We start from the raw sequence: 25547 nt of genomic DNA on the forward strand, positions 1-25547 counted from the left end.
ATGGTGCCTCAGGGCGGCACGGAGCGAAGCGGAGTGCCGGCATGAGCTTCGAGTCGCTGACCAACCGCGGCGAGTACCTCTCCGCGCACTACCTCGCCGAGATCCTGCCCACGACCCTCAAAGGCGGTCTGCTCAAGCAGTGGGCCGAGACGGAGAAGTCTGGCGAGCCGACGCCGCGCACCGGCCTGCGCGGCATGCGCCGGCAGTACTTCGACGCCAAGACCGAGCTGACCGACGTCGAGTTCTTCGACCCCGAGCGGCTGCGCAAGCAGCACCAGGACGTGTTGCGGGCGCTGGGCTTCGACCCGCAGCCGCAGACCATCACCGTCGAGCGCAACGGCCAGGAGTACGAGGTCAAAGTCGCCCACGCCGAGCTGACCACCGCACACGGCATCATCGCACTGGACTGCGGTTGGGCGGTCGACACCGAGGCAGCACAGGACCCGGACGACGCCGGCCGCCTCCTCGACCCGCTCACCCTGTCGACCACCGAGACCATCGAGACGGGCGCCAAGCTCGCCTCCCTGCTCTTCGCCGCCGACAGCCCGAAGCCCCGCTACGTGCTGATCCTCAGCGGCGGCGTGATCACGCTCGCCGACCGCACCGTCTGGGGTGAGGGGCGCTACCTGGCCGTCAGCCTCGACACCGCGTACGCCCGCAACGACGACAAGGAACTGGACGTCGTCGCCGCGCTCTTCGGCGCCGACTCGCTGCGCCCACCCGCCGAGGGCGGCACCGAACCCCTCGCCGACCTGGTCGCCGGCTCCCGCCAGCACGCCGTCGGGGTGTCCAGCGAACTCCGCGAGGGCCTGAAGGTCTCCGTCGAACTCATTGCCAACGAGGTCCTCGACCAGATCCGCCGTGCCGGATACCAGCCGCAGCAGGTGATGGACCTCGACGAGCTGGCCAAGGAACTTGGCCGGGAGTCCCTGCGCTACCTCTACCGGATCCTGTTCCTGCTCTACGCCGAGGCCCGCCCCGAACTGGGCGTGCTGCCGGTCAACGACCCCCAGTACGTCGAGGGCTACAGCCTGGCCCGCCTCGGTGACCTCGTCTCCCGCCGCCTCGCCCCCTCCGCCGAGGACGGCACCCACCTGTACGAGTCACTCGACCTGCTGTTCCGCATGGTCAACGAGGGACACCGCCCGCGCGGCGGCGCGGACGTCGAGGACAAGGCCAGCGAGGGGGAGGGGCTGCGCTTCGAGCCCATGCGCTCCGACCTGTTCCTGCCGGAGAAGACCAAGCTCATCGGCCGGCTCATCGCCGAGCCCGGCAGCGACCCTGACGACGACCAAGCCCCGAAAATCGACACGCGGCTGCGCAACAAGGTCCTCTACGAGGTGCTGCGCCGGCTGATGCTCACCAAGGGCGGCAAGAAGCGCCGCGGCGGCTTCATCTCGTACGCCCAGCTCGGCATCAACCAGCTCGGCGCGGTCTACGAGGGCCTGATGTCGTACACCGGTTTCGTCGCGACCGAGCAGCTCTACGAGGTCGCCAAGAACGGCGACCCGAAGGACGGCTCGTGGATGATCCCGGCCTCCAAGGTCGACGAGTACGACGATGGTGTCTTCGTCTACAAGGAGGACGCGTACACCGGGGTCCGCAGCCGGGTCTGTTACGAGCCGGGACAGTTCGTCTACCGGCTCGCCGGCCGGGACCGGCAGACCAGCGCCTCCTACTACACGCCGCAGTCGCTCACCGAAGTCACCGTCCAGCTCGCCCTCAAGTACCGGCTCGACCAGGACGACACGATCACCCCGGCCCGTGAACTGTTGGACTGGACGATCTGCGAACCGGCGCTCGGCTCCGGCGCGTTCCTCAACGAGGCGATCAACCAGGTCGCCGCCGAATACCTGCGCCGCCGGCAGAAGGAACTGGACGTCACCCTCGACCCGGAGGACTACCACCTCGAACTCCAGCGGGTGAAGGCGTACATCGCCCTGCACAACAGCTACGGCGTCGACCTCAACCGCACCGCCGTCGAGCTGGCCGAGGTGTCGCTCTGGCTCAACGTCATGCACGCCGGCCTCCAGGCACCCTGGTTCGGTCTGCACCTGCAACGCGGCAACTCACTCATCGGCGCCGGCCGCAAGACCTACGGCCCGAAGCAGCTCGCCGACAAGTCGTGGCTCACCACCGTCCCGAAGGAACAGCCCTTCCGGGACGGGCCGATCGACGAGGGCACCATTCACCACTTCCTGCTCCCCGCCGACGGCTGGGGCGCGGTCGCGGGCGAGAAGGAGGCCCGCGAGCTGGCGCCGGCCGAGACCGCCCGACTAAAGGCGTGGCGTACGGCGATGAAACGCACGCCGTCCGCCAAGGGGAAGAACTCACAGGTCCAGCGGTTGCAGGCCCTGGCACGACGGGTCGAGTTTCTGTGGGGCCTGGTGCAGCAGCGGCTCGACATCTCGGAGCGGGAGATCCGCCGTGACATCAAGGTCTGGGGCGCTGACGACCTGCCGCCGGTCACCGAGGCGGTGCTGCGGGAGGAAATCCTCGCCGACCTGACCGCGCCGGGCACGCCGTACTGGCGGCTCAAGACGCTGATGGACGTCTGGTGCGCGCTGTGGTTCTGGCCGCTGGACAAGGTTGGGCTACTCGACGGCTCCGACCCGGCGTACCCAGCCACGCCGGTCCAGGTCTCGCACATTAAGGACGAGCCGGCGTACGAGGAACCGGCCGTCTACGAGACCGCGGACATCTTCGGCAACGTGCAACCGCAGCAGATAAAGATGCCGACGAAGGCAACCGGCACGAGGCGGATGACGGTGGCGGAGCAGCTTCGCCAGCAGGTGCCGCTGTCTAACCTGGATGACTGGCTGACCTTCGCCGAAGCGCTCGTCGGACGCAGTGACGTGGACGAGAACACTGAGCGGTTCTACGGCCGAAAGTTGACCAGCCTGAGCGAGATGAGCGACTTCGAGCGGAAGCTCGACGCCGTGATCGGCGTCGACTCGCCGTGGACGCTGTCAGACCGTTTCCCCTGGCTGCTGGCTGTCGACCAGATTGCCGAGCAACAGGGCTTCTTCCACTGGGAACTCAACTTCGCTCAAGCCTTCGCCAAGGGCGGCTTCGACCTCCAGGTCGGCAACCCACCCTGGGTGCGGCCGCGATGGCAGGAAGATAGCGTGCTCGCGGAGGGCGACCCCTGGTTTGTGTTGACCGCCAACGCCCCGCCGAGCGAGTGGCACCGTCGAAGGCTTCTGACCGCGAGAGCCGATGGCTTCTTCGCCCAAGAGTTCACCGCCAACACCGGGTATGTCGCCTTCTACTCAGCTCCCGCGACCTACGGCTTGCTCGCGGGCACCCAGCCGGACTTGTATCGAGCATTCGCGTGCCGTGTGTGGTCTAACCTGGCCCGGGTGGGCATAGCTGGCCTAATCCACCCCGACAGCCACTTCAACGGTGCGCGAGAGGGCAGATTACGTGCGGCGGCTTACGAGCACCTGAGGCTCCATGCACACTTTCAAAACATGCGACTACTATTCGGGGAAATCAACTGGCGACAGGAGTTCGGTATCCATGTATACGGGCCAGCGCGGGACCACATTGACTTTACGCATGTTAGCTGGCTCTACGCGCCCGAAACGCTCGTTGGTTCTCTAGAGCACGACGGGCATGGCCCCCTGCCGGGGATGAAAGCGGAAGGAACATGGGATCTGCGGCCGCATCGCGGCCGGCTTATCACCGTTGATGAGTCGGTGCTCGCTGAGTGGCGAATGGTGGTAGGTGACCTTGACGTTGCTGTCTGCCAGACGAGGCTGCTTCAACCGATCACCTTAGGCGAGCAAGGCGCTATCGCCGCGATGGCGAAAGTGCGGCAACGCCTTATCGATCGAAAGTCTCTTATTGCAAGAGGCTTCGATGAAAAGGGGGCAAAGGATGCCGGACTTATTGCATGGCAGGGTTCAGACCCGCACGACTGGTCTGAAGTCATCTTGCAAGGTCCACATTTGAGTGTTGCCACTCCTCTAGCCAAAAATCCCAATATTCCCTGTCGGAGCAACAAGGACTACGAGCCGTGGAATTTGACGGATGTCGTCGGAGATGCGGTCCCACGGACGAACTATCGGCGGAGTGTTGGCCGAGCTGCCTACCGACAAGCGCAGGATACATGGAATGGGCGACCTTACACCGACTACTACCGCCTAGCATGGCGCGAGATGGTGCCGCTCACGACGGAACGAAGCCTGTTTGCAGCCATCATCCCCCCAGGGCCAACGCATATTCATGCCGTCCGGTCAATGGTGGTTGGTGATGAACGAGAGACGGCTCTGCATGCGGCATTCTGGGCAGCTTTGCCGCTGGACTACCTTCTTCGCATCACCGGTCGTGGCCATTTGGATGTAAACAATGCAGGGGCGATGCCTGCGCCTGACCCCGAACATCCGCTCGCCGCTGCGGCGCTCCTGCGTGTTCTGCGGCTGAATTGCGTCACGCAGGCGTACGCACCGCTCTGGCAGAGACTTTTCGACAAGAAATGGGAGGTTGAAGATTGGGCAGTACAATGGCCCGCGCTTCCCGAGGCGCAGGTCCTTGGAGAAGTCGACCGCGCGTGGACCTGGCAACTTCCACTCCGTACAGAGCGGGCTCGCCGATCTGCTCTGGTTGAGCTCGATGCGCTTATCGCGGTCTGGCTCGGAATCGGTGACGATGAGCTGTTGTCTATGTATAGCGCACGGTTCCCAGTTCTGAACGAGTATGAGTCCGCCATGTGGTTCGACGGCAATGGGCGCAGGATAACCAAGGACTACTACGCGCGCGGCGTCAACCAGCCGAACGAAGCATATGGGCAATTAGTGGCTTACCTTGATGATCCGGATCACAACCCGCCGCTGGAGGGATACTCCGCGCCCTTCGTGAAGGCGGATCGGGAGAAGGAGTACCGGCAGGCACATGAGGTGTTCAGCAAGCAGCTTCAGGGTGCGATTGACGTGGGGCAGTGGCCGTCGTAACCCGTTGGCATTATCGGAACTCTCAAAAGGGGGAAGCTTTTGGCGTTCTTGTGGTAGGTCGTGGATGACTTCAAAGACATTTACTAAGATTCATGTAGCGTATTCAGCTCGACTTTCGCTGGGGAAGGTATCGATCCGGGCCGACAGGCGCTCTTCGCCGTAGACCACCTGTGTGACGGTGACACCTACACCCGTTCGCGGCCGGGTTCCCCGCCGGTGTCGCCACTGCTTGGCCGCTACGTGCAGGAAGCGATCGCCCTGCTCGCCGCGGTCGCTGAGTACCTGTCTACTCCGATGGGGAGCATTCGGCGACTGGCGGACTCAATTCTGGACGACACGCTCATTGAGCTCGACTGCGTGGCAGACCCGAAGCCGTACTGCGAGCCGGACCGCATCAGCGGCACGACAAGTTTATGGCGGGTGTCCAACGGTGTTCGTTGGCGCAACCCTGAGAGCCGGCGCAGGCGGTCCACCCGGCGAACGCGGAGATATGGCGCAACCGGTGGTCATTATCGACCAGGTGCCCCAGCCGTCAGCGGAACGCGACCGCCTGACCCAAACACGACGGTCGGGGGATCGGCGGCCCGCGCTTCCGTCTGATCTAGGGCTCAGCGACAAGACTTGGTGGATCTGACGAAAGTGGTCCAGGCTGCGGGTAAGAAGGTGAGGGCTGGCCCGGCCGGGTCCTTGCTGTCGCGTACCGCGACGAGGCCGGGCAGGTTGTCAGCGACCTCAACACAGGCACCGCCGTTGTCGCCGCTGCGGGTGCTCTTGCGCCACACGGCGCCGGCCAGTTCAGCCATGATGGACCTCTCCGACGATCTTGTTGATCAGTTGCTTCGATTGTTGCTCATCGAGAGCCAGAGACGTAAGGCTCGCCCACACCTTCTCGTAGGCGGCGATCTCCTCGGGCCGGTCGAGGTACAGGGCACCCGTTAGCGACTCGCTGTAGACGACGGACGGCTCCGGGACGACTCGGTTGGTCAGCGGGAAGTCGAGCACCATGAAGGTGCCGGCGAGCGCGCCGTAGTGCGCCCCGACTGATAGCGGCAGGATCCGGATGGAGAGGTTCGGTAGGCCGGCGAGGTCGTTCAGGTGGCGAAGCTGTTCGACCATCACCGCCCGGCTGCCGATCTGCTTGATCAGCAGCGCCTCGGCGAGCACTGAGCTGAGCTGAGGTGCCTTCGGCAACCGACGCCGTAGGAGGCCCTGTCGCTGGAGCCGGATGCTGATGTACTGCTCCAGCTCTTCTTCGCTCATGTCGGTGCGGTTCTGAAAGACACCCCGGGCATACGCCTCTGTCTGCAAGAGACCGGGGATCAGCGATTCGTCGTACCCCCTGAGCCGTGATGCGGCGGATTCCAGGCCGACGTACAGCTCGAACCAGTCGGGGACGGCGTCGCCGTACGAGTGCCACCAGCCCTTGGCCTTGGTCTCGGCGGCCAGGGCGGTGAGGGCGCCGGTCAGATCGGGCGTCGCCCCGTACAGCTCGCACATGGCCTTGGCGTCGAGGGTGCGGACCGGGCCGAGGCCGGTCTCGATGCGCCACATCTTCTGCCGGCTCCACTGCATCGCCTCGGCCGCGCCGTCCAGTGTCATCCGCGCCTCGGTGCGTAGCTCGCGCAGCGCCCGCCCGAGCTGCCGTCGCGGCACTGTTGATCCCATGTCGTCGGCCATCGGCTCCCGCCCTCTCCGTGTTGCATTTTGTTACATCCGGACGCCATCGGTGAAACGCGCGGCCGTTGCGCCCGGGAATCAATTCCATTGGGTGCTGCCACGCCAAGAAACTACGCCTCTGACCATACAAGGCACCCCCGACAGCAGCCATGAACGCGCAATTCCCACGCGCGCTTATTCGGCGTACTGTCGGGGGTGGAATGGGGTGGGTCAGGTTTTGAGTTCGTGGCGAATCCGGGCCAGGCCGCAGGCGACCAGCATGCCGAGAATGACCAGCCCGGCCCTCGTCCAGGGCACGTCCCTGCTCGGTCGGACGCCGATGGAGACCGCCACCGCCAGTTGAGCGGTGAGGACGAGGCAGATGACGACGTTCAGCGCCCGGTAGCCGACCCCGTAGAGCGACCACCAGGTCACGGTGCCGAACACGGCCGGGACGACCATCAACAGGCTGAGCCCGATCAACGGCGTGGCGAGCTTCCACCGCAGCAGAGGGCTTGTAGCCCAGGGCGATGTCTGTCGGATCATCTGTCGATCACCACGGGAAGGCCAGCATGCCGGGGACGCCGCAGGCATCAACCATCGGAGCGTTCATCCGTCGGATTCTGCCAAGCACGACCGGTTCGGTGGTGCCGGGAAGTAGCGGCGAGGTGGGCGTAGGGGCCGTCTCACCCGCCGTCGTTGAGGACCCGGACGACCAGGACGGTTCCATCCTGGCCGAACGAGTACAGGCTGCCGTCGGCCGGCGACGCCGCCCGCCTGCCGAAGAAGATCGGCGCATTCCTCAGGTAGGCGCTGACCTGGCCTTCGGCCAACTCGCGGTAGAGGCGGCTTTCCACGCCTCGGAAGACCTCCAGGACCCTTCCCTGGCCCAGGGGTGCGCGATGCCGGGTGCCCTCCGCGGAGAGCCCGTCGGGTAGCGCGAATGTCGCTGCGCTGCTCGTCGCCCACGCGGGGTCCAGGTTGAACAGCCCTGGCTGAAATGCCGGATCCTCCGTCCCTCGCTGGCGGGGAGTGGCATAGCCGCTGGCGGCGGCGCTGTTCCCGGCGAAGAGCAGGGCGGTGGCCGCCACGGCGCGGGTCAAGATCTGAGTGAACCACCCACGCTGCTGCTCGGGGATGTCGAAGACCTGGGGTGCACCGGACGGCAACTCCTCGGCCAGATCCGGATCGGTGATGATCTCGTCGGCGGGCGACGGTACGTCCTCGGGTGCCTGTCTCGCTTCGGGCTCCGGAGGGGAAACCGTGCGCGGTCGCCAGTACTGGTCCTCGGGGGCGGTGCTCAACAGACCGTCAAGCTCTTCGTCGTCGCCGGACCACAACTCGTCATCGCCAGGCGGGTCGAGCACGTAGGCGGTGATCCCGGCCTGGGTGAGGTGCGAGGCGACCATCAGCGACGGCGGGTGGCTCCCGCCCACCGACAACGCCTCCACCTGTACGGCGGCTCGGGCGAGCTGCCCGTGGATGAAGCTCGGCGGACCGTGAGTGCCCTTGCACTCCAGAATCACAATCTTCATCCGCCTGTGTCTCCTCGTGGCGTGATGGCCGAGCAGGATGTAGTCCGGCCGCATCTTGGTCCGCGAGACCGGCTGCACTGCACCGCCGCCATCCACGAAGCCCGCCTTCAACGCCACCTCTGCGTCAACCGCGTGGAACGTCCACCCTCGATACTGTTTGCGTAACAGACGCTTGGCGACCACGAGGGCCAGGCCGATGCCCAACTGCTCGGACTGGGTCACCTTGTGGTGATAGACGACCTCGTTGGCATCCGGCGTCAGCGCGAGACGCCCACCGTTCTTGGTGAGCGTGGCGCAGTAGCGGACAGCGGCCCAGTGCCGAGCCACCTGCGACAGTGGGGACGCGGTCAACAGTGTGGTGGCGACCCCCAGCTCATGGAGCACCTGCGCGGGCGTGGTCCGTATCCCGCCGCTGCCGACGTCCACCGGGGTCAACGTCTTGTGGTGCCAGTACGCCTCGCGCGTCTTGGCGTGTGTCGTGGCGTACCGGAGCACGTCGTCGACGAGTTCGGGGGAGGAACTGAGCGCCAGCAGCGACGGGTAGCTCAGCGACTTTACGAGCGAATCAATCTCCACGCCCACCCCCGGTGCTGACGCACTGCACGAGACAGGCACCCAGAGTGATTGAAGAATCTCGGAGTGTCAATGTCACGCGAGTGCGCCAGCTCGCTACGCGGGCAACCCGAAATGCGGAGAGAAGTCGGCGTGCACGATGAATTGCTCGGCTCGGCGGCGGGTCACAACGAGACGATGACCGGCTGGACCTGGATGTTCTTGGTCAGCTGCTGCGGCGAGGGGACGGGTGTGCTGATGCTGACAGACGTGTTGTAGCCGTAGATGACGACCCTGTCGAGGTGGTTCGCGACCGGCCAGTTCGACTCCAGGCGGACCGCCATCTGAGTGGGGAAGTTGGTCACCTCTTCGGCGCACGACCGGATCAGGACGACGCTCGGTTTGGCGGTCAGGTGGGTGGCCAGCATCCGGGCCAGCTTCTTGTAGGTCCAACCCCAGTCCTTCGCGCCGGCCTCGGCGTCGCCGATCTCCTCGTCGTTGCCGTGCGCGCGGATGCACAGCGGCTCGCCCGCCTGCACCCCGGCCAGGTAGGTGGCCAACTGCCGATCCGCCTCGGCCTGGGTGAGGCCGGCGTCGATGGGCAGGAGAGCACCCCACGCTGCCGCACCGGAATCGGGTCCTTCAGAATTGCCGCGTGTTCTTGGATCCTGCGTCGCCACGATGAACATAGACATTCTCCTTCGCGCTAACCGCCTTGTATGGACCGATGAAAGCAGATCAGTTGGTGGTCGAAGAACCAACCTGTCTTCTATCTGGCTTGACGGCTTCAAGTTGAGCGAAATCCCAATAGTGCAAATTGCGTACCGTCGCAATTAAATTTTGCCAGTTAGCGGCCAAATGCCGCAAGGATGGCTCCTTCTGGCCTGCCAATGCGGCGCGTCGTCCGAAGTGGACGTAAGGCTGAGGTGACCTACGAGCCGGGTCGATAGGTTGGTCGGTATGGCGTACCGGAACTACACGGCCGATGGCAGCTACTGGACGGTTCGCAAGCAGGGATCCATCTACTGGGTCGCCCGCATGCGGCGCGTCAACGGCTCCTACGAGTGGTTGGACACCTGGGGCGGCTACGAGCGCGCCGGTGCCGCCGCTGGTGCGGCGGCACAGCTCGCCTACAACCAGGCCCGGGAAGACGTGCTCAAGGAACTGGTCGGAACGCTGCACACCGCGTTGGACGGGGCCGGTCTGGGTGCGTTGCCCACTCCCGCTCCGGTGCGGCCCCCCGACCGGTCGCAGCTTCCGGCCGCCGTCGAACTGGACGAGCCTGAGGACTGACCGCGGGTAGGCGAAGGCGAATGCTGCTGGTGGAGGCGGGACATGCTGTCGAAGTGAGACAAAATCTGCTGCCCGCCACCCTCGCCCGCGACGGCGTCGTCCTGATTCAGGAGGCGTCAGTTGCCGAAGTCAGGGCGCTCCTCGACCGCTGGACGGTCCCGGTCGGCCATCCTCACCAGGTCGCGGAAGGACTGACCGTCATCGCGCCCCGAATGGGCACCGGCGATGGTGACAACAACGAAGCAGGCTTCACCGAGCTGCCGCTCTTGCCGCACACCGATCGCAGTCTGCACGCACAGCCACCGAGTGTGCTCGCCACACTGATGCTCGCTCCGGCGAGGGCAGGGGGCAGCGCCACCCTGGTGGACGGCAGCCGGGTGCTGACGCTCGTCCGCCATTGGGCCGAGGATGCCACGATCGCCGAATTGCGGCTGAGGACGGCGACCGGTCGATCGGGCCCACCTCTCGTCGAGTTCACCCCGGGCCACGCCCGAATCCGCTACCGCGACGACCGGGTTGCCGGTCCGTACAGCGCGGACGGACGTACGGATCTTGTGGCCGAGATCCGTCGTCTGATCGTCGATACGACACGATCACTGCATCTGGGCTCGGGTGACGGCTACCTCGTTCACAATCATCGCTTCATGCACGGGCGAACAGCCTTCACCGGGGACAGGAGCATCGTGCGGTTCCTGGCGCGCGTCAACAGCGACCATCCGTACGCGTGGCTGAATCGGGGGTTTCCTTTTGCGAGTTCCTAAACCACGCCCGACAGAGTCGTCATCGCAGAGCCGAGCCCACCTCGTCGTCGCGCTGTCGCGGGTGCCGCCACCGTCCGACGCCGCCTTTCCGCAGGCGATCCGAACCGTCATCGAGGCGTACCCGGACCCCGAGTCGCTGCTGCGAGCCGCCCTTGACGATCGAACCATCCGCGCCCGATCCCGGTTCGCGGCGCTCTACGCGCTTCTGCTGCGGTTACGACGCGAAGAGCGCCACGCTGAATACGGCTCGGTCGTCCGAGATCACGAGGACGAGTTTGGAGCTGAGCCCTACTTCCATACGTTTCGGGCGATCGTGGCCCGAGCCAAGGGTGACCTCGCCTCGCTTCGCAGCTCGGTCGAATACTCCCGTCAGGCGGTCGCCTCCATGCCCGACGTGGCGGCGGTGGTCCACCAGTTGGCCGCCTTCTGGATCGAATACCTCGAACGTCTGGAGGACCCCGGCCCAGCGCGTGACCTCGACGAGGTGGAGCGGCACGTCGACCGGGCGATCACCTTGACCCAGGGCCGTATCGCCCACTACTACGAGACAAAAGGGCGGGTGCTGGCACTGCGAGGGGAGTTCGAGGCGGCGAGGACTGCCGTCGCTCAGGCCATCGAACTTGAGCCACGCACCTCCCGGGACCACCTGCGCCGGCTCACCCAGTACCAGTCGAGTCGTATTCGGATCGATCTGATGCAGGAGCGCGCCCGATGGGCCCAGGCCCACGCCCGCTTCCGCACCGAGTTGACCGAGTTCAAGGGCCAGCAACTGCAACTCCTGGGTCTGCTGGCAGCCGTGGTGGCGTTCATCGCCACCGCCAGCAACATCGCCAGCCAGAGCAGCGGTGTGGAGGGCCTTCGCCTCATGCTCGTGGCGTCCGGTGCGATCAGCGTCGTTTTCGGTACGTTTTCCCTCGTCAACAACAGCCGCGTTCGCCGGGTGATCGCAGCGGTCGTCATCGGGTGCGCGATGATCGGGGCGGGAATGTTCGTGCCGGCCTCGTGGATGTCATGAGAGTTGGACCAGCCATGAAGGTAGGAGAAGCGATTACCTCCGCCGGTGGTGCGCGGGCGAACGAGGACCGTGTCGGCCACCGCGGCACCCTCGCCTGGGTCATCGACGGTGCCACCGACGTGTACGACGACACCGCGCTGCCCGCTGACAGTGACGTGCAGTGGCTTGTCGACCGCATCGGTGAACGGTTGACCGGAGCCGGCCTCGATGAGTACCGAGGCCCGGCCGCCGCACTGCTGACGTCGATCGCCGATGACGTGGCCCGCGAGCAGGCGGCCCTGTCGTTCCCTGCGAGCAGGGTGCCACCCGCCTGCTCCATAGCGGTCTGCGTCGACCAGGGCACCGGCTACGAACTCGCCCGCATCGGCGACGCCACCGTCGTTGTCGACGGCGCTCACCCGACGGTCCTGTCCACCGGCTACTTCGATCGTCGTGAAGCTGCGGCGGTGGCGACGAACGATCGCGAGGCGGACCGGGTCGTCGCGGCGATGCACCAGCGCCGGCTACACACGATGACCTCCGGTGATGCCGAGTCGGTCTTCTCCGGGCACCCGAATCGCCAGCTTCGCCCACACACCGCTGCCGGCGAATGGATGAACACCGACTGCATACTGCTCTGCACCGATGGCTTCGCTCGTCTGGTCACCGACTATGGGCTCTACCGCTCATGGACCCAGGTGGTCCCCGACGCGCGCGATCGAGGGCTGCACTACCTGGAGAAGCTGATCCGGGACGTGGAAGACGACCCCGACAGTGGCGGCGGCCGGTTCAAGCGGGCCGACGACATCGCCGCCCTCCTGCTGGCCCCGAACTGACGCCGCACACATGGAAGGGCTTCCCGCATGACGGAACGACCGCCGTACCTGGTCGAAAGAAACCCGGGGTATTTCGAGTACCAACTACCGATCTCGGTCAAGCTGGTCATCGATCACCACGGCCGAGTGCCACTGCTACGCAACGAGCGTGACGAGTGGGAGTTGCCCGGCGGCAAACTCGAAGTAGGCGAGACGCCCGAGGACGGCGTCTGTCGTGAGGTCGCCGAAGAGCTTGGGCTGACCATCACCGAGGTCGACATCATCGACTCCTGGATCTACGAGATCACGCCGATCCGGCACGTGTTCATCGTGAGCTTCGGCGCCACCTACGTCGGCGACGAGGCCCTCGTCTACTCCGCCGAGCACAAGGAGCTTGGCGTGTTCACGTACGACGAGGTGCCTCATCTGCACATGCCCGAGCCCTACAAGCGGACCATCCAGCGCTGGCACAAGCGTCGGCTGACGACGTAGCGGGTTTGCCTGCGGCGGCCCCGAGTCGGACATAGTTTGGCCGCCCCTTGGTACGCGGGGAGGCGGTGAGGCGGGTGGTGGACACTCCCAACTGGTGCAGCCCCTGCGCGTGAATGGTCGACATCCCGCCCTTGCCGACGTCCAGGGGTAAACCTCTTGTGATGCCGGTGTACGCCTCGCGCGTCTTGGCGTACCCGAGCGCGTCGTCGACGCATTGGTCGGAGGAGTTGATCGCCGGTAGCGACTGTTGGCTCAGAGATCGCACGAGTCATTGCGAGAGTCGTTCGACCTAAGTCAGTGGCGGACGGACAAGACGCCATGCCTTCGTGAAGCGCGACAGCGCGCGTAGCGAACGCGGAAGAGGATGGGATTTCGGAGGGTCAACCGGTCATCTCGTTGACGAAGTAACCGATCACACCACCCATGGCTAGGGATACCGCGTTGATCCAGACGTCGTCACGCTTGCGTTGCCAGAACGTTGGCGACTGCGCCCGCGTACTCGTGTAGATCACTGTTTCGGTTTCCCAGCGCAGGAGGGGTGTGCCGAGACCAGGGAAGCGGAACCGAAGCACGCTGATGATCGAGGCACCTAGTAATGTGACCACAGCCGCTCCGAACTCAAAACGACGACACCGACGGATGATCTTGCTGGCCTCGCCCAGTGCCCCCTTGTCACGCAGGGTTGGTGTGGTGATCTCGACGGTGTTGGTGGCGCCGAGCTGCAGGCGCACTCGTCCGTCATCGCCGACGAGGGTGAACTGCGCGATTTCCTTCAAACCCTGCTTCAGTAGTGCGTCGAAATCCTCGTCGACGTCGTCCAACTCGTAATCATCAGCCGTTAGCTTCGGTGGCTTGTCGCAGCACTGAGACAGGAGCTTAACCAGCTCGGACGCGTCGTCACGCCACATCCTTACCGGGCCGAGTTCGATGCTGAGCACCTCTGGTGCGGTTCTTTTCAGGGCCACAGCAGAACTCTAGATTTTACCGACGTGCGGGGCGATCCACCAATCGTCTATGTCGGGAAGTTACTTGAAGGGTTACAAGGAATACGGCTCGGTCTGATCCGCGAGTGACTCGTCCGCTTCCTCGGACAGATGCGCTTGGTCGTAGAACCACTGCAGGTGCTCCACGAGGGCCGAAGCGGCGGCGTGGTCGGCGAGGACGGTCAGTGGGATGCCGGGTCGAAGTGTGAGTTTCGCGGCGGCGATTCTCACGCCGGGAAGCTGATTAAGTCGTTGCCGGAACTGTTCACGCAGTGTCACGTCGTCAAACGGCAAGCGACTGGCCATGTGCTGGAAGACCACCTCAACTTTCCCACTGGGGTAAAGGGTCACCGGCCAGATGTCGCCGTCACGGTGGCCACGTTCGCGGGCCATTAGGAAGCAGGATGTCTCCGCTCCACCGCCGTAGAGGAGCGTGCCACCCATCTCGGTCCATCGGTCGAGCAGTGTCAGCGTGGCTCCGGCGACGACCGGACCTTGCAGTACCCCGAGCTGCTCGGTGAAACGTTCTGCGAGGGACTGCCCATCACCGGGTCGAGGTTGGGGCAGCCGCCGGGGCAGTTCGTCTGGGGCTAGGCCGGTCAGTTGTGCAAGCTCGTCGAGGTCGATGCGTTGGCCTGGGTCGGCCCGGCCATGCTGATCGAACAAGACGCCTTCAGCTTTCAGCACCGAGACCGGGTCGTCCGTGCGCCCGTCGGGCCAACGGAAACCACCGGCCTTCGTTCCCTCAGCCTGCAGCACACGGTGGGCGTTGGGAACTGGAACGGCGCGTAGCCGATTGCCGACCGGCTGGGGTGCGGTGCCGATCAACGCTGCCAGGTCTCCGTATGTCGTCCAGGAGCCGGCCGGCATCGCGGAGAGTGCCGCTTCCATAAGATCCCAACGGACCTCGGACTGATCGACCGTCGGCCCGGTTGGTCCTGGCCAAAGATTGATGATCCGCTCGGCAAGGGCGTCGGCGCGGGCATGAATCTGCGGTCGCCCCCAGCGCTCACAGGCGACGATGTCCCGAGTGAGACGTACGCCGCTCTTGGCTAGGTCGACCCGCTTCACGGCGAAGGGACTATTGCCCAATTCGGCGTTGTACCCGGTCAGCGTGAGGTTGCCCAACGTGTGCTTCAGGGCGTCGTGCACCTCAATGACGTTCTCGTGCGGTTCGAGGTCCGCAGCGAGCATACGCTGCCACTCTGGACCCATGCTCTGCGGCAGGACGTGCTCGATGGTCAGCTTCGCCGGAGAGACCGGCTCCTTGCTGTCGTACGACTCCTCCAACCAGCGCAGCACCAGCGAACGTTGCGATGCCCTTCCGTTGGTGTAGAACGGCAGGGAGCGTACTGCGTGGCGTACATCGGCGTCCGTCGCGTAGTACTTGCGGCCGGCCGACAGGTAGGCGTGTACCGCCTGGTCTACCGGTAGGTCCTTGTTCATCTCGGTGACGATGGACAGCAGATTGCGGTTGATGTTCGCGGTGGCCCGGCCGATCAACAGCCGCCGGACGAGGAAACTCTCCACGTACCGCATTGCCGACGCGACTTGCGCGCTGGTTGCAGTGCCCAGGCTGCGACGATCCAGCAAGTGCAGCAGGAGCGGGTAGACGGTAGTCGTGCCCCAGGTGTGCAATCGCTCCAGCCGGAAACGTACGTCCGAGTCCTGCTCCTTGTCGGGATGCAGGATGATTTCCAGCAGCCGGCCGAGACGACCGAATCGACGCACCTCGGCCTCGATGTCATCTTCCGTGCCGAGCCGGTCGAGCCGCGCCTGCTGCCGCGCGTAGGTGTCGCCTTGCGTGATTCGCGGGTCGCGCTGCACCAGGTCCAACCAGAACAGGGTCTCCAACTCCGTTGAGTTGAACCGCTGCTGCAACGGCAGCCAGTGCGCGTCGTACACGGTCTTGCTGCGGTCTGGCAGACGCATGAACAGGTAGTTTCGCAGCAAGTCGGCCTGGGTCAGTTTGAGGCCGGTGTTGTTCAGCGACTCGAAGATTCGATAGACGTTGTCGTCGGGGTGCGCGATCACCGAGACCAGCGCTAACCCGAAGAGCACCGCATCTTCCAGGTCCTTGACCTGTGTTGCGGCGGCCGGAGCCGCCAGCCGGTCGCGGAAGAACTTGTAGGCTGCGCCGACCTCACCCCCACCGGCCTGCGCCGAGGAGTCTACGCAGGCCAGATAAGCGTCGAGGTCGGCCTGGGTGGGGACGAGCTTCAAGCGGCGCTCGGGCACCCACTGGTTGATCAGATACTGGCCGGTGAGTCGGTCGCGGTGGGTATCGTCTTCGGTGGCTACCCGGTGGTCCCGGATGGCGCTGAGCAGAATGGACAGGGTCGTCAATCGCTGTTGGCCATCGACCACCAAGAACACCCCAACGCCCGCAGGGCCGTTGTTGGGGCTGGGTGCCAGCACCAGCGACCCAATGAAGTGGGTCGTTTTTGGGTTCGCGGCCCTGTCCTCGGCTAGCCGGACGAGGTCGTCCCACAACCGCTCCAGTTGGTGGCCCTGCCACGAGTAGGTGCGCTGGTAAAGGGGCACCTGATACTGCTTCGTGCCTTCGAGTAGTCCCTGCAGGGTGGTCTCTGCCGCTGCGACCATCGGGTAGCCGTCACCTCATTCGTTCCGGAGCCGTTCCGGCACGCGATAATAAGGCGGATCACAGAGAGCCGTATACCTATTCATCGCCGCCCGTGAGAGTGGTAGGGCTGCATAGCCGGATGTAAGCCGTGGTGAGAGCGTGTTTCTCGGCGCCCGCCCTGGAACGTGTTTGTCGCGAATCCGACTTGCCCGCTGATCGGGCTGTCGGGCAGGTCAACCCCGGTAAGGGGTGAAGTAGCATGCGGCGGTGATCCGCTCATGAGGCCGACCATCGCCGCCGACACCCTGCGTCGAACCCTCACCCAGTACCTGACCACCACCTTCGGCTTGACCGAGGACGGCGTACGCCAGGGTCTGGAGGGCTTTCTCTCCCACCCGGAGCAGGGCATCTTCCGCGGCCCGTACCTGCGGATCCGCACCCCTTTCCGCCCGGCGGAGGGCGACTGGCGGGCGAATCTGGATTGGGCGCCCGCCGACTTCACCCCTTACCTGCACCAGGCGAACGCGTTCGCCCGGTTGTCGACGAAGGGCAAGGCTGCCGAGCCGACCCTGATCACCACCGGCACCGGCTCGGGTAAGACGGAGTCGTTCCTGATCCCGGTGCTCGACCACTGCCGGCGGCAGAAACAGCAGGGGAGGGCCGGCGTCAAGGCGATCCTGCTCTACCCGATGAACGCCCTCGCGACCGACCAGACGTCTCGCATCAACGAGTTGCTCTCCGACCCGGCGCTCAGCCAGGTCACCGCCGGTCTCTACATCGGTGATGTCGCGGCCATCGAGTACCCGCATGTCTTCACCAAGCGGTCGGAGATGCGCCGCACGCCACCGGACATCCTGATCACCAACTACAAGATGTTGGACCTGTTGCTTCAGCGCGCCGACGACCTGCCGCTGTGGGAGGGTGCCGAGCCGGCGTACGTGGTGCTGGACGAGTTCCACACCTACGACGGCGCGCAGGGCACGGACGTGGCGATGCTGCTGCGCCGGCTCGCCGCCGCGCTCGACCTCGACGAGCCGGAGCGGCCGCTCGGGCCGATCTGTCCCGTGGCCACCTCCGCCACGCTCGGTGAGGGCGGCGGGCGGGACGGTCGTACCGCGATCCGCGAGGTCGCCGAGCAGGTCTTCGGCGTCGCCTTCGACGCCGGGTCGCTGGTGGGGGAGGACCGCTACGAGGCCGGCGAGTTCATCGCCAGCCAGGACTTCAGCCTGCCACTGCCCACCCCGGAGCAGCTCGCGGCCGTCGACGACCGCGACCCCGAGGAGATGATGGCCAAGGTCGCCGAGCTTGTCCTCGGCGAGCGCTGCCTCAATGACCCGGCACGCCTCGGTGGCCTGCTCCGTCAGCATCCCTTGACGAAGGCGGTGCTCGACTCGCTTCAGACACGGCCGTGCACCCTCGACGAGATCATCGACGTGCTGCCCCGCAAGAACGCCACCGGCTGGGGCAGCGTGATGAAGACCCCGCCCGAGATCACGGCGAAGGCTCTCGCCCGGTTCGTCGGCCTGCTCTCCGTGGCGCAGAACCCGGAGGCTCCCGGCCGCCCGCTGCTCAACATCGAAACCCACCTGTGGGTACGCGCCGTCTCCCGAATGCTGCGCGGCACCTCCCGCGAGGCCGCCTTCGGCTGGTACGGCGAAGCGCCGCGCGAGCTGGACCCGTACGCCACCGACGCCGACGTGGTCGTCGCCGACAACCGCTACCCACGGTTACCGGCCATCTACTGCCGGCACTGCGGCCGCTCCGGCTGGATGGCATTGTCGCCGGAGAAGGACCCGCAGGAGCTGGAGACCGACCCGGACAAGATCTACCGCGCCAGCGTCGGTCGGGACAAGCGCCGGGTCCGCGCGCTGATCGCCGCGACCGACGACGAGGTACGTCAGCGCTCCCGTGGCCTGCTGGTCTTGGAGTACGGGCGTCGAGTGCGCCCCTTCGACGAGCAGCGCGATCGCAAGCCCACGGACGACGCGATCGTCGTACTCGGTGACGTGCTCGACATCGACGGAGCCGAGAAGGACCGGTGCCCGTCCTGCGAACTGGACCACGGGATCCGCTTCCTCGGTGCCGGCCTGGCCACCCTCGCCTCGGTGGCGATCACGCAGCTTTTCACCGGTGGCGAGCTTGACGAGGCCGAGAAGAAGACGCTGCTCTTCAACGACTCGGTGCAGGATGCCGCGCACCGGGCCGGTTTCGTCGCGAACCGGTCCTACTCGTTCTCGCTGCGCTCCCTGCTCGCCAGCCGGCTTGAGGCCGGGGAGTCGATCGGGCTCGACGACCTTTTCGCCAGGATGATAGAGGCGGCGGCGCAACCGGAGATCCTCTCCACGGTCGTGCCGCCGGACCTGCACGATCAGCCCGGCGTCGACAGCCTGCTCGCCGGTGAGCACAGCGGTAGCCGGGAAACCTGGGAGCTGATCAGCGAGCGGCTTGTCTTTGCCACCGTTATGGAGACCGGGCTGCGCTCCCGGCAGGGCCGCACCCTGGAGCTGACCCGTAGCGTCTCCGTCGAGGTGGCCCTCGACGATCCGGCGCGGGCCGCCGCGATATGCCGGGACGTCCACCTCACCGGCCCCGGTCACCTGGCCGGAATGGCGCCGGACGACGCCCGATACCTCGCCTTCCTCCGCGGTCTGCTGGAACGGCTCCGGACCCGGGGTGCGGTGTTCCACGAGTGGCTGGTGCCGTACCTGAAGCGCGGCGGCACCCGGTGGCAGATCTGGGGCGGCCGGCCGGCAGGGATGCCCGCGTTCCCGAAGGGCCTGTCCGCGCCCGCTTTCCTGCTCGCGACGCCGAAGTCCCGCTCGGAGTTCGACGTGATCACCGCGCGCGGCAACTGGTATCAGGACTGGACGTCGCGCTGCCTTGGCCTCGACTCCGGTGACGCTGCCGGCTTCCTCAGCCAGCTGCTGCCGGCCCTCGCCGCAGAAGGCGTGGTCGCCGTTGGCGACACCGAGGACGGCAACACTGTGTACGGGCTGATGCCCGGCCACCTGCGGGTGACCCGACTCGACGACGCTTCCGCCGTGACCGCCGGAGTCGGCTGCGACACCTGCCACTGGCAGCAGACCGAGCACCCCGACCGGGTGGCCGACTGGATCGGCCAGCCGTGCCGGCAGTACCGCTGCCGCGGCCAACTCCAGGCCGCCCACGACGACACCGCAGCCGACGACTACTACCGGCGGCTCTACCTGGACAGCCCGGTGTTCCGGGTGGTCACCGGCGAACACACCGGCATGCTCACCCGTGCACAGCGGGAGACGGTGGAGAAGCAGTTCCGCGAAGGCGAGCGCTACACCGACCCGAACGTGCTGTCCTGCACGCCGACACTGGAGATGGGCATCGACATCGGCGCCCTCTCCGCCGTGGTGCTCGCCTCGCTCCCGCACGGTCCGGCCAACTACGTCCAGCGGGCGGGCCGCGCCGGCCGCAAGAGCGGCAACGCGCTCGTGCTGACCCTGGTTGGGCGATCCGAGCGGGATCGCTACTACCTCACCGATCCTCGTGACATGATCGCCGGTCAGATCGTCCCGCCCGGCTGCTTTCTCTCCGCCGTGGAGATCCTGCGCCGCCAGTACCTCGCCCACCTGATCGACCTGGCCGCCCGCGGCCGTCTGGCCGGAGTGCTGCCGATGCCACGGCGGGCGCACGTGCTGTTCGGCCCGACGGGTTGGCTGACGGGCCTCGCCGAGGCTGGTCGTCGAGACGGTAGCCGGCTGGTGGAGGACTTCCTGGTCCTCTTCGGCGACAAGGTCCTGCGGGCCGCCGCCGACCAGCTGCGCGAGTTCGCGGTGGACGGCATCGTCCACCGGGTCAAGGAGGCCGACGAGGTCTGGGAATTCCGGTTGGCCGACCTGCGTCGACGGATGCAGGAGCTTGCCACCGCCCGGGGAACGCTGGTGCCCAGTGACCCGGACCACGCCCGCGAGATCAAGATGTTGAAGGCCGAGGAGGGTGCGGTCCGCCGCCGCCTGCGAGAGGTCAGCGCGGCTGCCGCCCACGGCACCCTGGTCGAGTTCGGTCTGCTGCCCAACTATGCGCTCATCGACAGCCGGACCGACCTGGAAGCCACCCTGACCTGGGAGGACAAGACCGACGGCGACCGTCGGTTCCACAGCGAACTCCGGGAGTACGCGCGCCCCGCCCGGCAGGCGTTGGTCGAGATCGCACCCGGCAACAGCTACTACGTGCGGGGCTACAAACACGAGATCTCCGGGCTGGACGTCGGTCCGGCGGACCGGCCGGCGTACGAGCAGTGGCGGATCTGCGCGCAGTGCGGCTACGTCCGCACACACCTTGCCAAGGAGGACACCAGCGCCTGCCCGCGATGCGCCGACCCGGGCATCGCCGATCACGGACGACTGTTCCAGGTGCTCCAACCGACCCGGGTGCTCAGCCGCGACAAGCGCGACGACGCCCGCATCCGCGACGACAGCGATGACCGGGACCGGCGGTTCTACGCCACCGCTGTCGCCGTCGACGTGGACCCGGCGAAGGTCGATTCGTCCTGGCGGCACGCTCATGACACGTTCGGTGTCGACTACAGCCGGCACGCGATGATCCGGCACTTCAACCTTGGAGCGCAGCGCTACGACCGGGCGGCTGAACTCTTCGCGGGTGAAGAGGTGCGGATCAATCGGTTCCACACCTGCACCGCATGCGGCGGGACCACTGTTGACGGCGTCCCCGCGGTGAGTCAACAACTCGCCGCGGAGGCCTCCGGATCGACCGTCGTGAAGGGCGCCGAGCACCACCGGCCCTGGTGCCCGTACCGGCGCTCGCCCGCCGCTGCGGACGCCCACGTCGATCTGATCCTCGCCCACGAGCTGGAAACCGAGGCGCTGCGCATCCTGATCCCGGCCGCGACGGCAGTGGTGCAGGAGCGCATCGCGTCGTTCGCCGCCGCTATCCGTCTCGGCATCGCCGCACAGTACGGGGGCGACCCGGCGCACCTTCAGGCTGTGTCGGCAACCATGCCGGACGGGCAGAGCGACGGAACGCGGAACTTCGTGGTCGTCTACGACACTCAGCCGCAGGGAACCGGCTATCTGCACCGCCTCGCCAAGCCGGAGGAGTTCCGCGCGGTTCTGGAACTTGCGCGGCAGCGAATCGCCGACTGCATCTGTCGAAACGAAGGCAAAGCGGTGTGTCACCGCTGTCTCCTACGTCACGCGCGTAACGAGCACTTCGCCCTGATGAGCCGCGACGAGGCGTTGGGCATGCTGGGCAAGCTCCTCGACACCTGGGACGTCCAGGAGGGCACCCGCACGGACGAGATCTCGCTGATCCACCAGGTGGAGAGCGAGTTGGAGATGCGTTTCCTCACCAAGTTGCTGGCGCTTGGCGAGACACCCAACTCGGGCCTGCGGATCGAACCGCGCACCGATCATGACGGCGCCCGCATCGCCGACCTTCGGTTCGTCCGCGACAACGGCCAGAGCGTCACCCACTGGCAGATGAAGCTGCAGAACACCGTTCGAGGCACCCGCCCTGACGTCCACTTCAAGCGCCTCGACGCCCCCTCACCGGAGGTGGCGGTCTATCTGGACGGGTTCAAGTACCACGCCTCATCTCAGTACAACCGGCTCGCGGACGACGCCGAGAAGCGGGCCCGACTGCGCGCCCACGGCTACCTGGTCTTCGCGGCCACCTGGGACGACGTCAAGACCTGGGGGAGCGCGGAGGGGCAGGGGCGGTGGATGCCGTACGGCGGACTGAGCAAGCAGACCGCCAGGGACAAGTTCCGCGGCATGGTTCCCGGCGCGGATCCCATAGAACTTGAGGAGACGATCTGGGTCAACCCGATCGACCAGCTCATGCGCTTCCTTGCCGATCCTGACCTCACCGGTTGGCAGCGGCGGGCGGAAGCCGCCCTGTGGGGCATGCTCAAACAGGCCCGAGACAAGAGCGCCACCGACTCCGCTGGCGTCGCGGAAAGGTTGACCGCCGCTCTGCGTGGAGGATCCCTGCCCGCCTCCACCGCAGGGCACATCATGGTCGCCCTATCTCAGGACAACGCAGGCTGCCCGGTGACGGTCGTTCTCGACGCGCGCAGCAGGCCGTTGCCGACGATGTCGGCTCTCGCGGTCGTCGACGACCTGCCGGCCGCTGTTGCGGGCGAGGGGCACAAGGAACGCTGGGCCGCCTGGCTGGCGTGGGGCAACGTCATCCAGTTCCTCGGCAATGGTGGCGGCGATGCAGGTCAGCTCACCGTGTCCACACTTGAAGCGTTCGAGCCGGCCTCGATGGCGGTCACCGAGGGCACCGGGTTCGTGCTGGCTCAACGCGCGTTGCCGCTTGACGAGGAGACGGCAACGTGGCTTGGCGTCGCGACACAGCCGGCGGCCGCCGATCCCGAAACGCTCGACACGGAGTCGCCGTGGCGGGAAGTTCTGCGGTACCTGGACCCGGCCGAGAACACCCTGGATCAGCTGGTCCAGCAGCTCGCGCGGCAGGACCTGCCCGCACCGGTCGTCGGCTACGAGCTGGGCGACCAGGGCTGGCAGGCTGAGTTGGCCTGGCCCGACCGGCGAATCGCCATCGTGCTCACCGGTCCGTCCGACGACCCGGAGACGGAAGATCGCGACCGGGCGTACGCGGAAGCCGGCTGGCACGCCCGCACCGCTCGGGAATGGTCGGCTGACGAGTTGGCGGCAGAGATCAAGGCGACAAGCGGGGGAGAACGTCGATGAGCACCGAAGCAACAACCCTGCGGATGCTGGACCGCGCCGACAAGGAGGTCATGAAGCTCACCCGCGCCGACATCGGAGCGGTCTACGAGTTCATGCACAAGTTCCGGCACAACCCGGAGAACCCGGGGCTCAACCTGAAGGCGCTCAACAGCGACTCCCGGCTGATGTCCGCCCGGGTCAACAAGGACTATCGCGCGCTGCTGCTGCACATCTCCGAGCGCGACTACCTGCTCGTCGCGGTCAAGCACCGCGGTGAGGTGTACGACGACCTATCCCGGTACGCGTACCGCATCAACCGGATCACCGGCGGCATCGAGGTCATCGACATGGCGCCCGTTGGTGACAGCATCATCGGTCGGGTGGTGCCGCCGGATGTGGAACCGGAGCCCGCGCAGAAACCGCTCTTCGACACCTACACCGACGCCCAGCTGTTGGAGCTCGGCGTATCCGAGCCGCTGCTCCCACAGATCCGGGAACTGACCACTGAGGCCGAGCTGCTGGAACTGCTGGACAGGGCGCCGCAGCTCACCACCGACGTGCTCTTCGCGCTCTTCGACGGCACCCCTTACGACGATGTGCTGCAACAGGTCACGGACCCGGTCCGCGCCGACGAGCCGGTCGACCCCGAGGACTTCGAGGCGGCAGTGGAACGGCCAGCCACGCAGGTGACCTCCGACGACGAGGCGTTGCAGGCGATGCTCGGTGAAGCCTTCGAGCGGTGGCAGATCTTCCTGCACCCCACTCAGCGCAAGCTGGTCGAGCGCCGCTACAACGGCCCGGCACGGGTCGGTGGTGGCCCAGGCACCGGCAAGACGATCGTCGCCCTGCACCGCGTGGCGCACCTCGCCCGGCAGTTGCCAGACGGAGCGGACAAGCCGATCCTGCTCACCACCTTCAACCGGAATCTGGCGGCCGACCTGCGGACCCGGCTCATGGCGTTGGGCGGGCAGGAGCTGGTGTCGCGCGTCGACATTGTCAACATCGACCGGTTGGCCAGCAGGGTGGTGGCCGAAGCCAAGGCAGGTGGCAGCCGCCGGGTGGTGGACGACAGTCGAGTCCTTGAGCTGTGGGACGAGTTCCTCATCGAGACCGGCGAGACCGCCTGGGAGGCGGAGTTCCTCGCCGCTGAGTGGACCCAGGTGATCCTCGGTCAGGTGCTCAACTCGCGGACGGACTACTTCAAGGCCCGCCGTCCCAATCGCGGCCGCAGCCTCTCGCGGATCGAGCGGGACCAGATCTGGCAACTGACCGAGCGCTTCACCACCTGGCTGGAGAACCGCGGCGTCTGGACCTGGCGCCAGGTGGCACAACGGGCTGCCCGCATCGAGATGGACCGTACGGCCCAGAACACCGGCGTCGCCGGCGAGTCGTCCGGCGGGTTCTACCGGCCGCGCTACCGCCACGTGGTGGTCGACGAGGCACAGGATCTCAGCGCCGCCCACTGGAAGATGCTGCGTGCCATGGTCGCGCCAGGCCCGGACGACATGTTCCTCACCGGCGACACCCACCAGCGCATCTACGACAACCACGTCACCTTGAGCAGCCTCGGCGTCAACATTCGCGGTCGGTCGTCCCGGCTCACCCTGAGCTACCGGACCACACGGCAGATCCTCGCCGACGCCTTGCAGATCATGACCGGGGAGGTGTACGACGACCTCGACGGCGGTGAGGAGGATCTGGCCGGCTACCGATCGCTGCTGCGTGGCGGCCGCCCGGTCTTTCGCGGTGCCGGGACGTGGGCGCAGGAGCGGGACCTGATCGTCGAGCAGTTGCACAGTTGGGGCAGTCCGACGGACGGTTCGGTTGCCATCTGCGTACCGACCAAGGACCTGGCGGCGGACGTCATCAGCCGACTGGAGGCTGATGGCCTGGAAGTGGTGGAGATCGGCCCGGACGGCCCGAAGCGCCCTGACGGCGTGCACATCGGCACGATGCACCGGTTCAAGGGCCTCGAGTACCAGCGCATGATCATCGCTGGGGTCAGCGACGGCCTGGTGCCTCGGCAGATGATCAGCAGATACCGGGACTCTGACCCGAAGCGCTACCAGCGTGAACGCCAGCGCGACCGGTCGTTGCTCTTCGTCGCCGCCACCCGTTCCCGCGACGAGCTTGCGGTGTTCTGGCACGGCACGCCCAGTCCGTTCCTGACCGGGCGGCTCGTACAGCGACAGCTAGCCTGATTGCCGCTCCTGCTCAGGCGGGTCGGCGTGCGATGCGTGG

Annotated in this window: 15 protein-coding genes and 1 pseudogene; 9 read left to right on the forward strand and 7 right to left on the reverse strand. The window is 66.2% G+C overall.

Translation table 11 applies throughout. The features are described from left to right. The first annotated feature begins 41 nt into the window (after window positions 1-41). Together OG992_RS02180 and OG992_RS02185 are read left to right on the forward strand one after the other, a co-directional pair. Window positions 42-4955, forward strand: coding sequence for a class I SAM-dependent DNA methyltransferase (locus tag OG992_RS02180; protein WP_266302160.1), 4914 nt, complete (start codon window positions 42-44; stop codon window positions 4953-4955). A 129-nt stretch (window positions 4956-5084) separates the two neighbouring features. Continuing rightward, window positions 5085-5359 (forward strand): annotated as a pseudogene (locus OG992_RS02185) (IS5/IS1182 family transposase); the annotation flags it as partial. 204 nt (window positions 5360-5563) lie between these two features. On the opposite strand, the gene OG992_RS02190 reads toward OG992_RS02185, so the two are convergent. From OG992_RS02190 to OG992_RS02210, 5 genes are all read right to left on the reverse strand, one after another. Next, window positions 5564-5758 carry a DUF397 domain-containing protein gene (locus OG992_RS02190; protein WP_266302161.1) on the reverse strand — a complete coding sequence of 65 codons (195 nt, stop codon included), beginning with the start codon at window positions 5756-5758 and terminating at the stop codon, window positions 5564-5566. Next, a complete protein-coding gene (locus OG992_RS02195) occupies window positions 5751-6632 on the reverse strand; it encodes a helix-turn-helix transcriptional regulator (RefSeq protein WP_266302162.1) in 882 nt (293 codons plus the stop codon). Before OG992_RS02195 ends, OG992_RS02190 begins: the two co-directional genes overlap by 8 nt. 210 nt (window positions 6633-6842) lie before the next feature. After that, entirely contained in the window at window positions 6843-7157 is a 315-nt protein-coding gene (locus OG992_RS02200; protein ID WP_266302163.1) for a hypothetical protein, read from the reverse strand. Window positions 7158-7297: 140 nt separating this feature from the next. After that, window positions 7298-8722, reverse strand: coding sequence for a hypothetical protein (locus OG992_RS02205; protein ID WP_266302164.1), 1425 nt, complete (start codon window positions 8720-8722; stop codon window positions 7298-7300). A 161-nt stretch (window positions 8723-8883) separates the two neighbouring features. Further along, window positions 8884-9387 (reverse strand): hypothetical protein, encoded by a 504-nt coding sequence (locus OG992_RS02210; protein WP_266302165.1) that lies wholly within the window; start codon window positions 9385-9387, stop codon window positions 8884-8886. Window positions 9388-9658: 271 nt separating this feature from the next. On the opposite strand from OG992_RS02210, the gene OG992_RS02215 reads away from it, so the two are divergent. From OG992_RS02215 to OG992_RS02235, 5 genes are all read left to right on the forward strand, one after another. Next, window positions 9659-9991, forward strand: a complete 333-nt coding sequence (locus OG992_RS02215; protein ID WP_112678173.1) for a hypothetical protein — start codon at window positions 9659-9661, stop codon at window positions 9989-9991. A 20-nt stretch (window positions 9992-10011) separates the two neighbouring features. Further along, entirely contained in the window at window positions 10012-10752 is a 741-nt protein-coding gene (locus tag OG992_RS02220) for a TauD/TfdA family dioxygenase (RefSeq protein WP_266302166.1), read from the forward strand. A 61-nt stretch (window positions 10753-10813) separates the two neighbouring features. After that, window positions 10814-11767 carry a hypothetical protein gene (locus OG992_RS02225; protein WP_266302167.1) on the forward strand — a complete coding sequence of 318 codons (954 nt, stop codon included), beginning with the start codon at window positions 10814-10816 and terminating at the stop codon, window positions 11765-11767. Window positions 11768-11781: 14 nt separating this feature from the next. Further along, the gene (locus OG992_RS02230; RefSeq protein WP_266302168.1) at window positions 11782-12582 is read left to right on the forward strand and encodes a protein phosphatase 2C domain-containing protein; all 801 of its coding nucleotides are present in this window, start codon (window positions 11782-11784) and stop codon (window positions 12580-12582) included. Window positions 12583-12609: 27 nt separating this feature from the next. After that, window positions 12610-13053, forward strand: a complete 444-nt coding sequence (locus tag OG992_RS02235; RefSeq protein WP_266302169.1) for an NUDIX domain-containing protein — start codon at window positions 12610-12612, stop codon at window positions 13051-13053. Window positions 13054-13433: 380 nt separating this feature from the next. On the opposite strand, the gene OG992_RS02240 is transcribed toward OG992_RS02235, so the two are convergent. Further along, window positions 13434-14018, reverse strand: a complete 585-nt coding sequence (locus OG992_RS02240) for a hypothetical protein (protein WP_266302170.1) — start codon at window positions 14016-14018, stop codon at window positions 13434-13436. A gap of 72 nt (window positions 14019-14090) precedes the next feature. Then, window positions 14091-16640: a DUF262 domain-containing protein gene (locus OG992_RS02245; protein ID WP_266302171.1), complete on the reverse strand. Its 2550-nt coding sequence runs from the start codon at window positions 16638-16640 to the stop codon at window positions 14091-14093. Window positions 16641-16898: 258 nt separating this feature from the next. Here OG992_RS02245 and OG992_RS02250 point away from each other — a divergent pair, with 258 nt between their 5' ends. Together OG992_RS02250 and OG992_RS02255 are read left to right on the forward strand one after the other, a co-directional pair. Next, window positions 16899-23327 carry a DEAD/DEAH box helicase gene (locus tag OG992_RS02250; RefSeq protein ID WP_266302172.1) on the forward strand — a complete coding sequence of 2143 codons (6429 nt, stop codon included), beginning with the start codon at window positions 16899-16901 and terminating at the stop codon, window positions 23325-23327. Further along, window positions 23324-25507: a UvrD-helicase domain-containing protein gene (locus tag OG992_RS02255; protein ID WP_266302173.1), complete on the forward strand. Its 2184-nt coding sequence runs from the start codon at window positions 23324-23326 to the stop codon at window positions 25505-25507. The genes OG992_RS02250 and OG992_RS02255 overlap by 4 nt, the downstream gene beginning before the upstream one ends. Window positions 25508-25547: the final 40 nt, after the last annotated feature.

The organism is Micromonospora sp. NBC_00362, from assembly GCF_026342155.1.
Taxonomy (GTDB): Bacteria; Actinomycetota; Actinomycetes; order Mycobacteriales; family Micromonosporaceae; genus Micromonospora; species Micromonospora hortensis.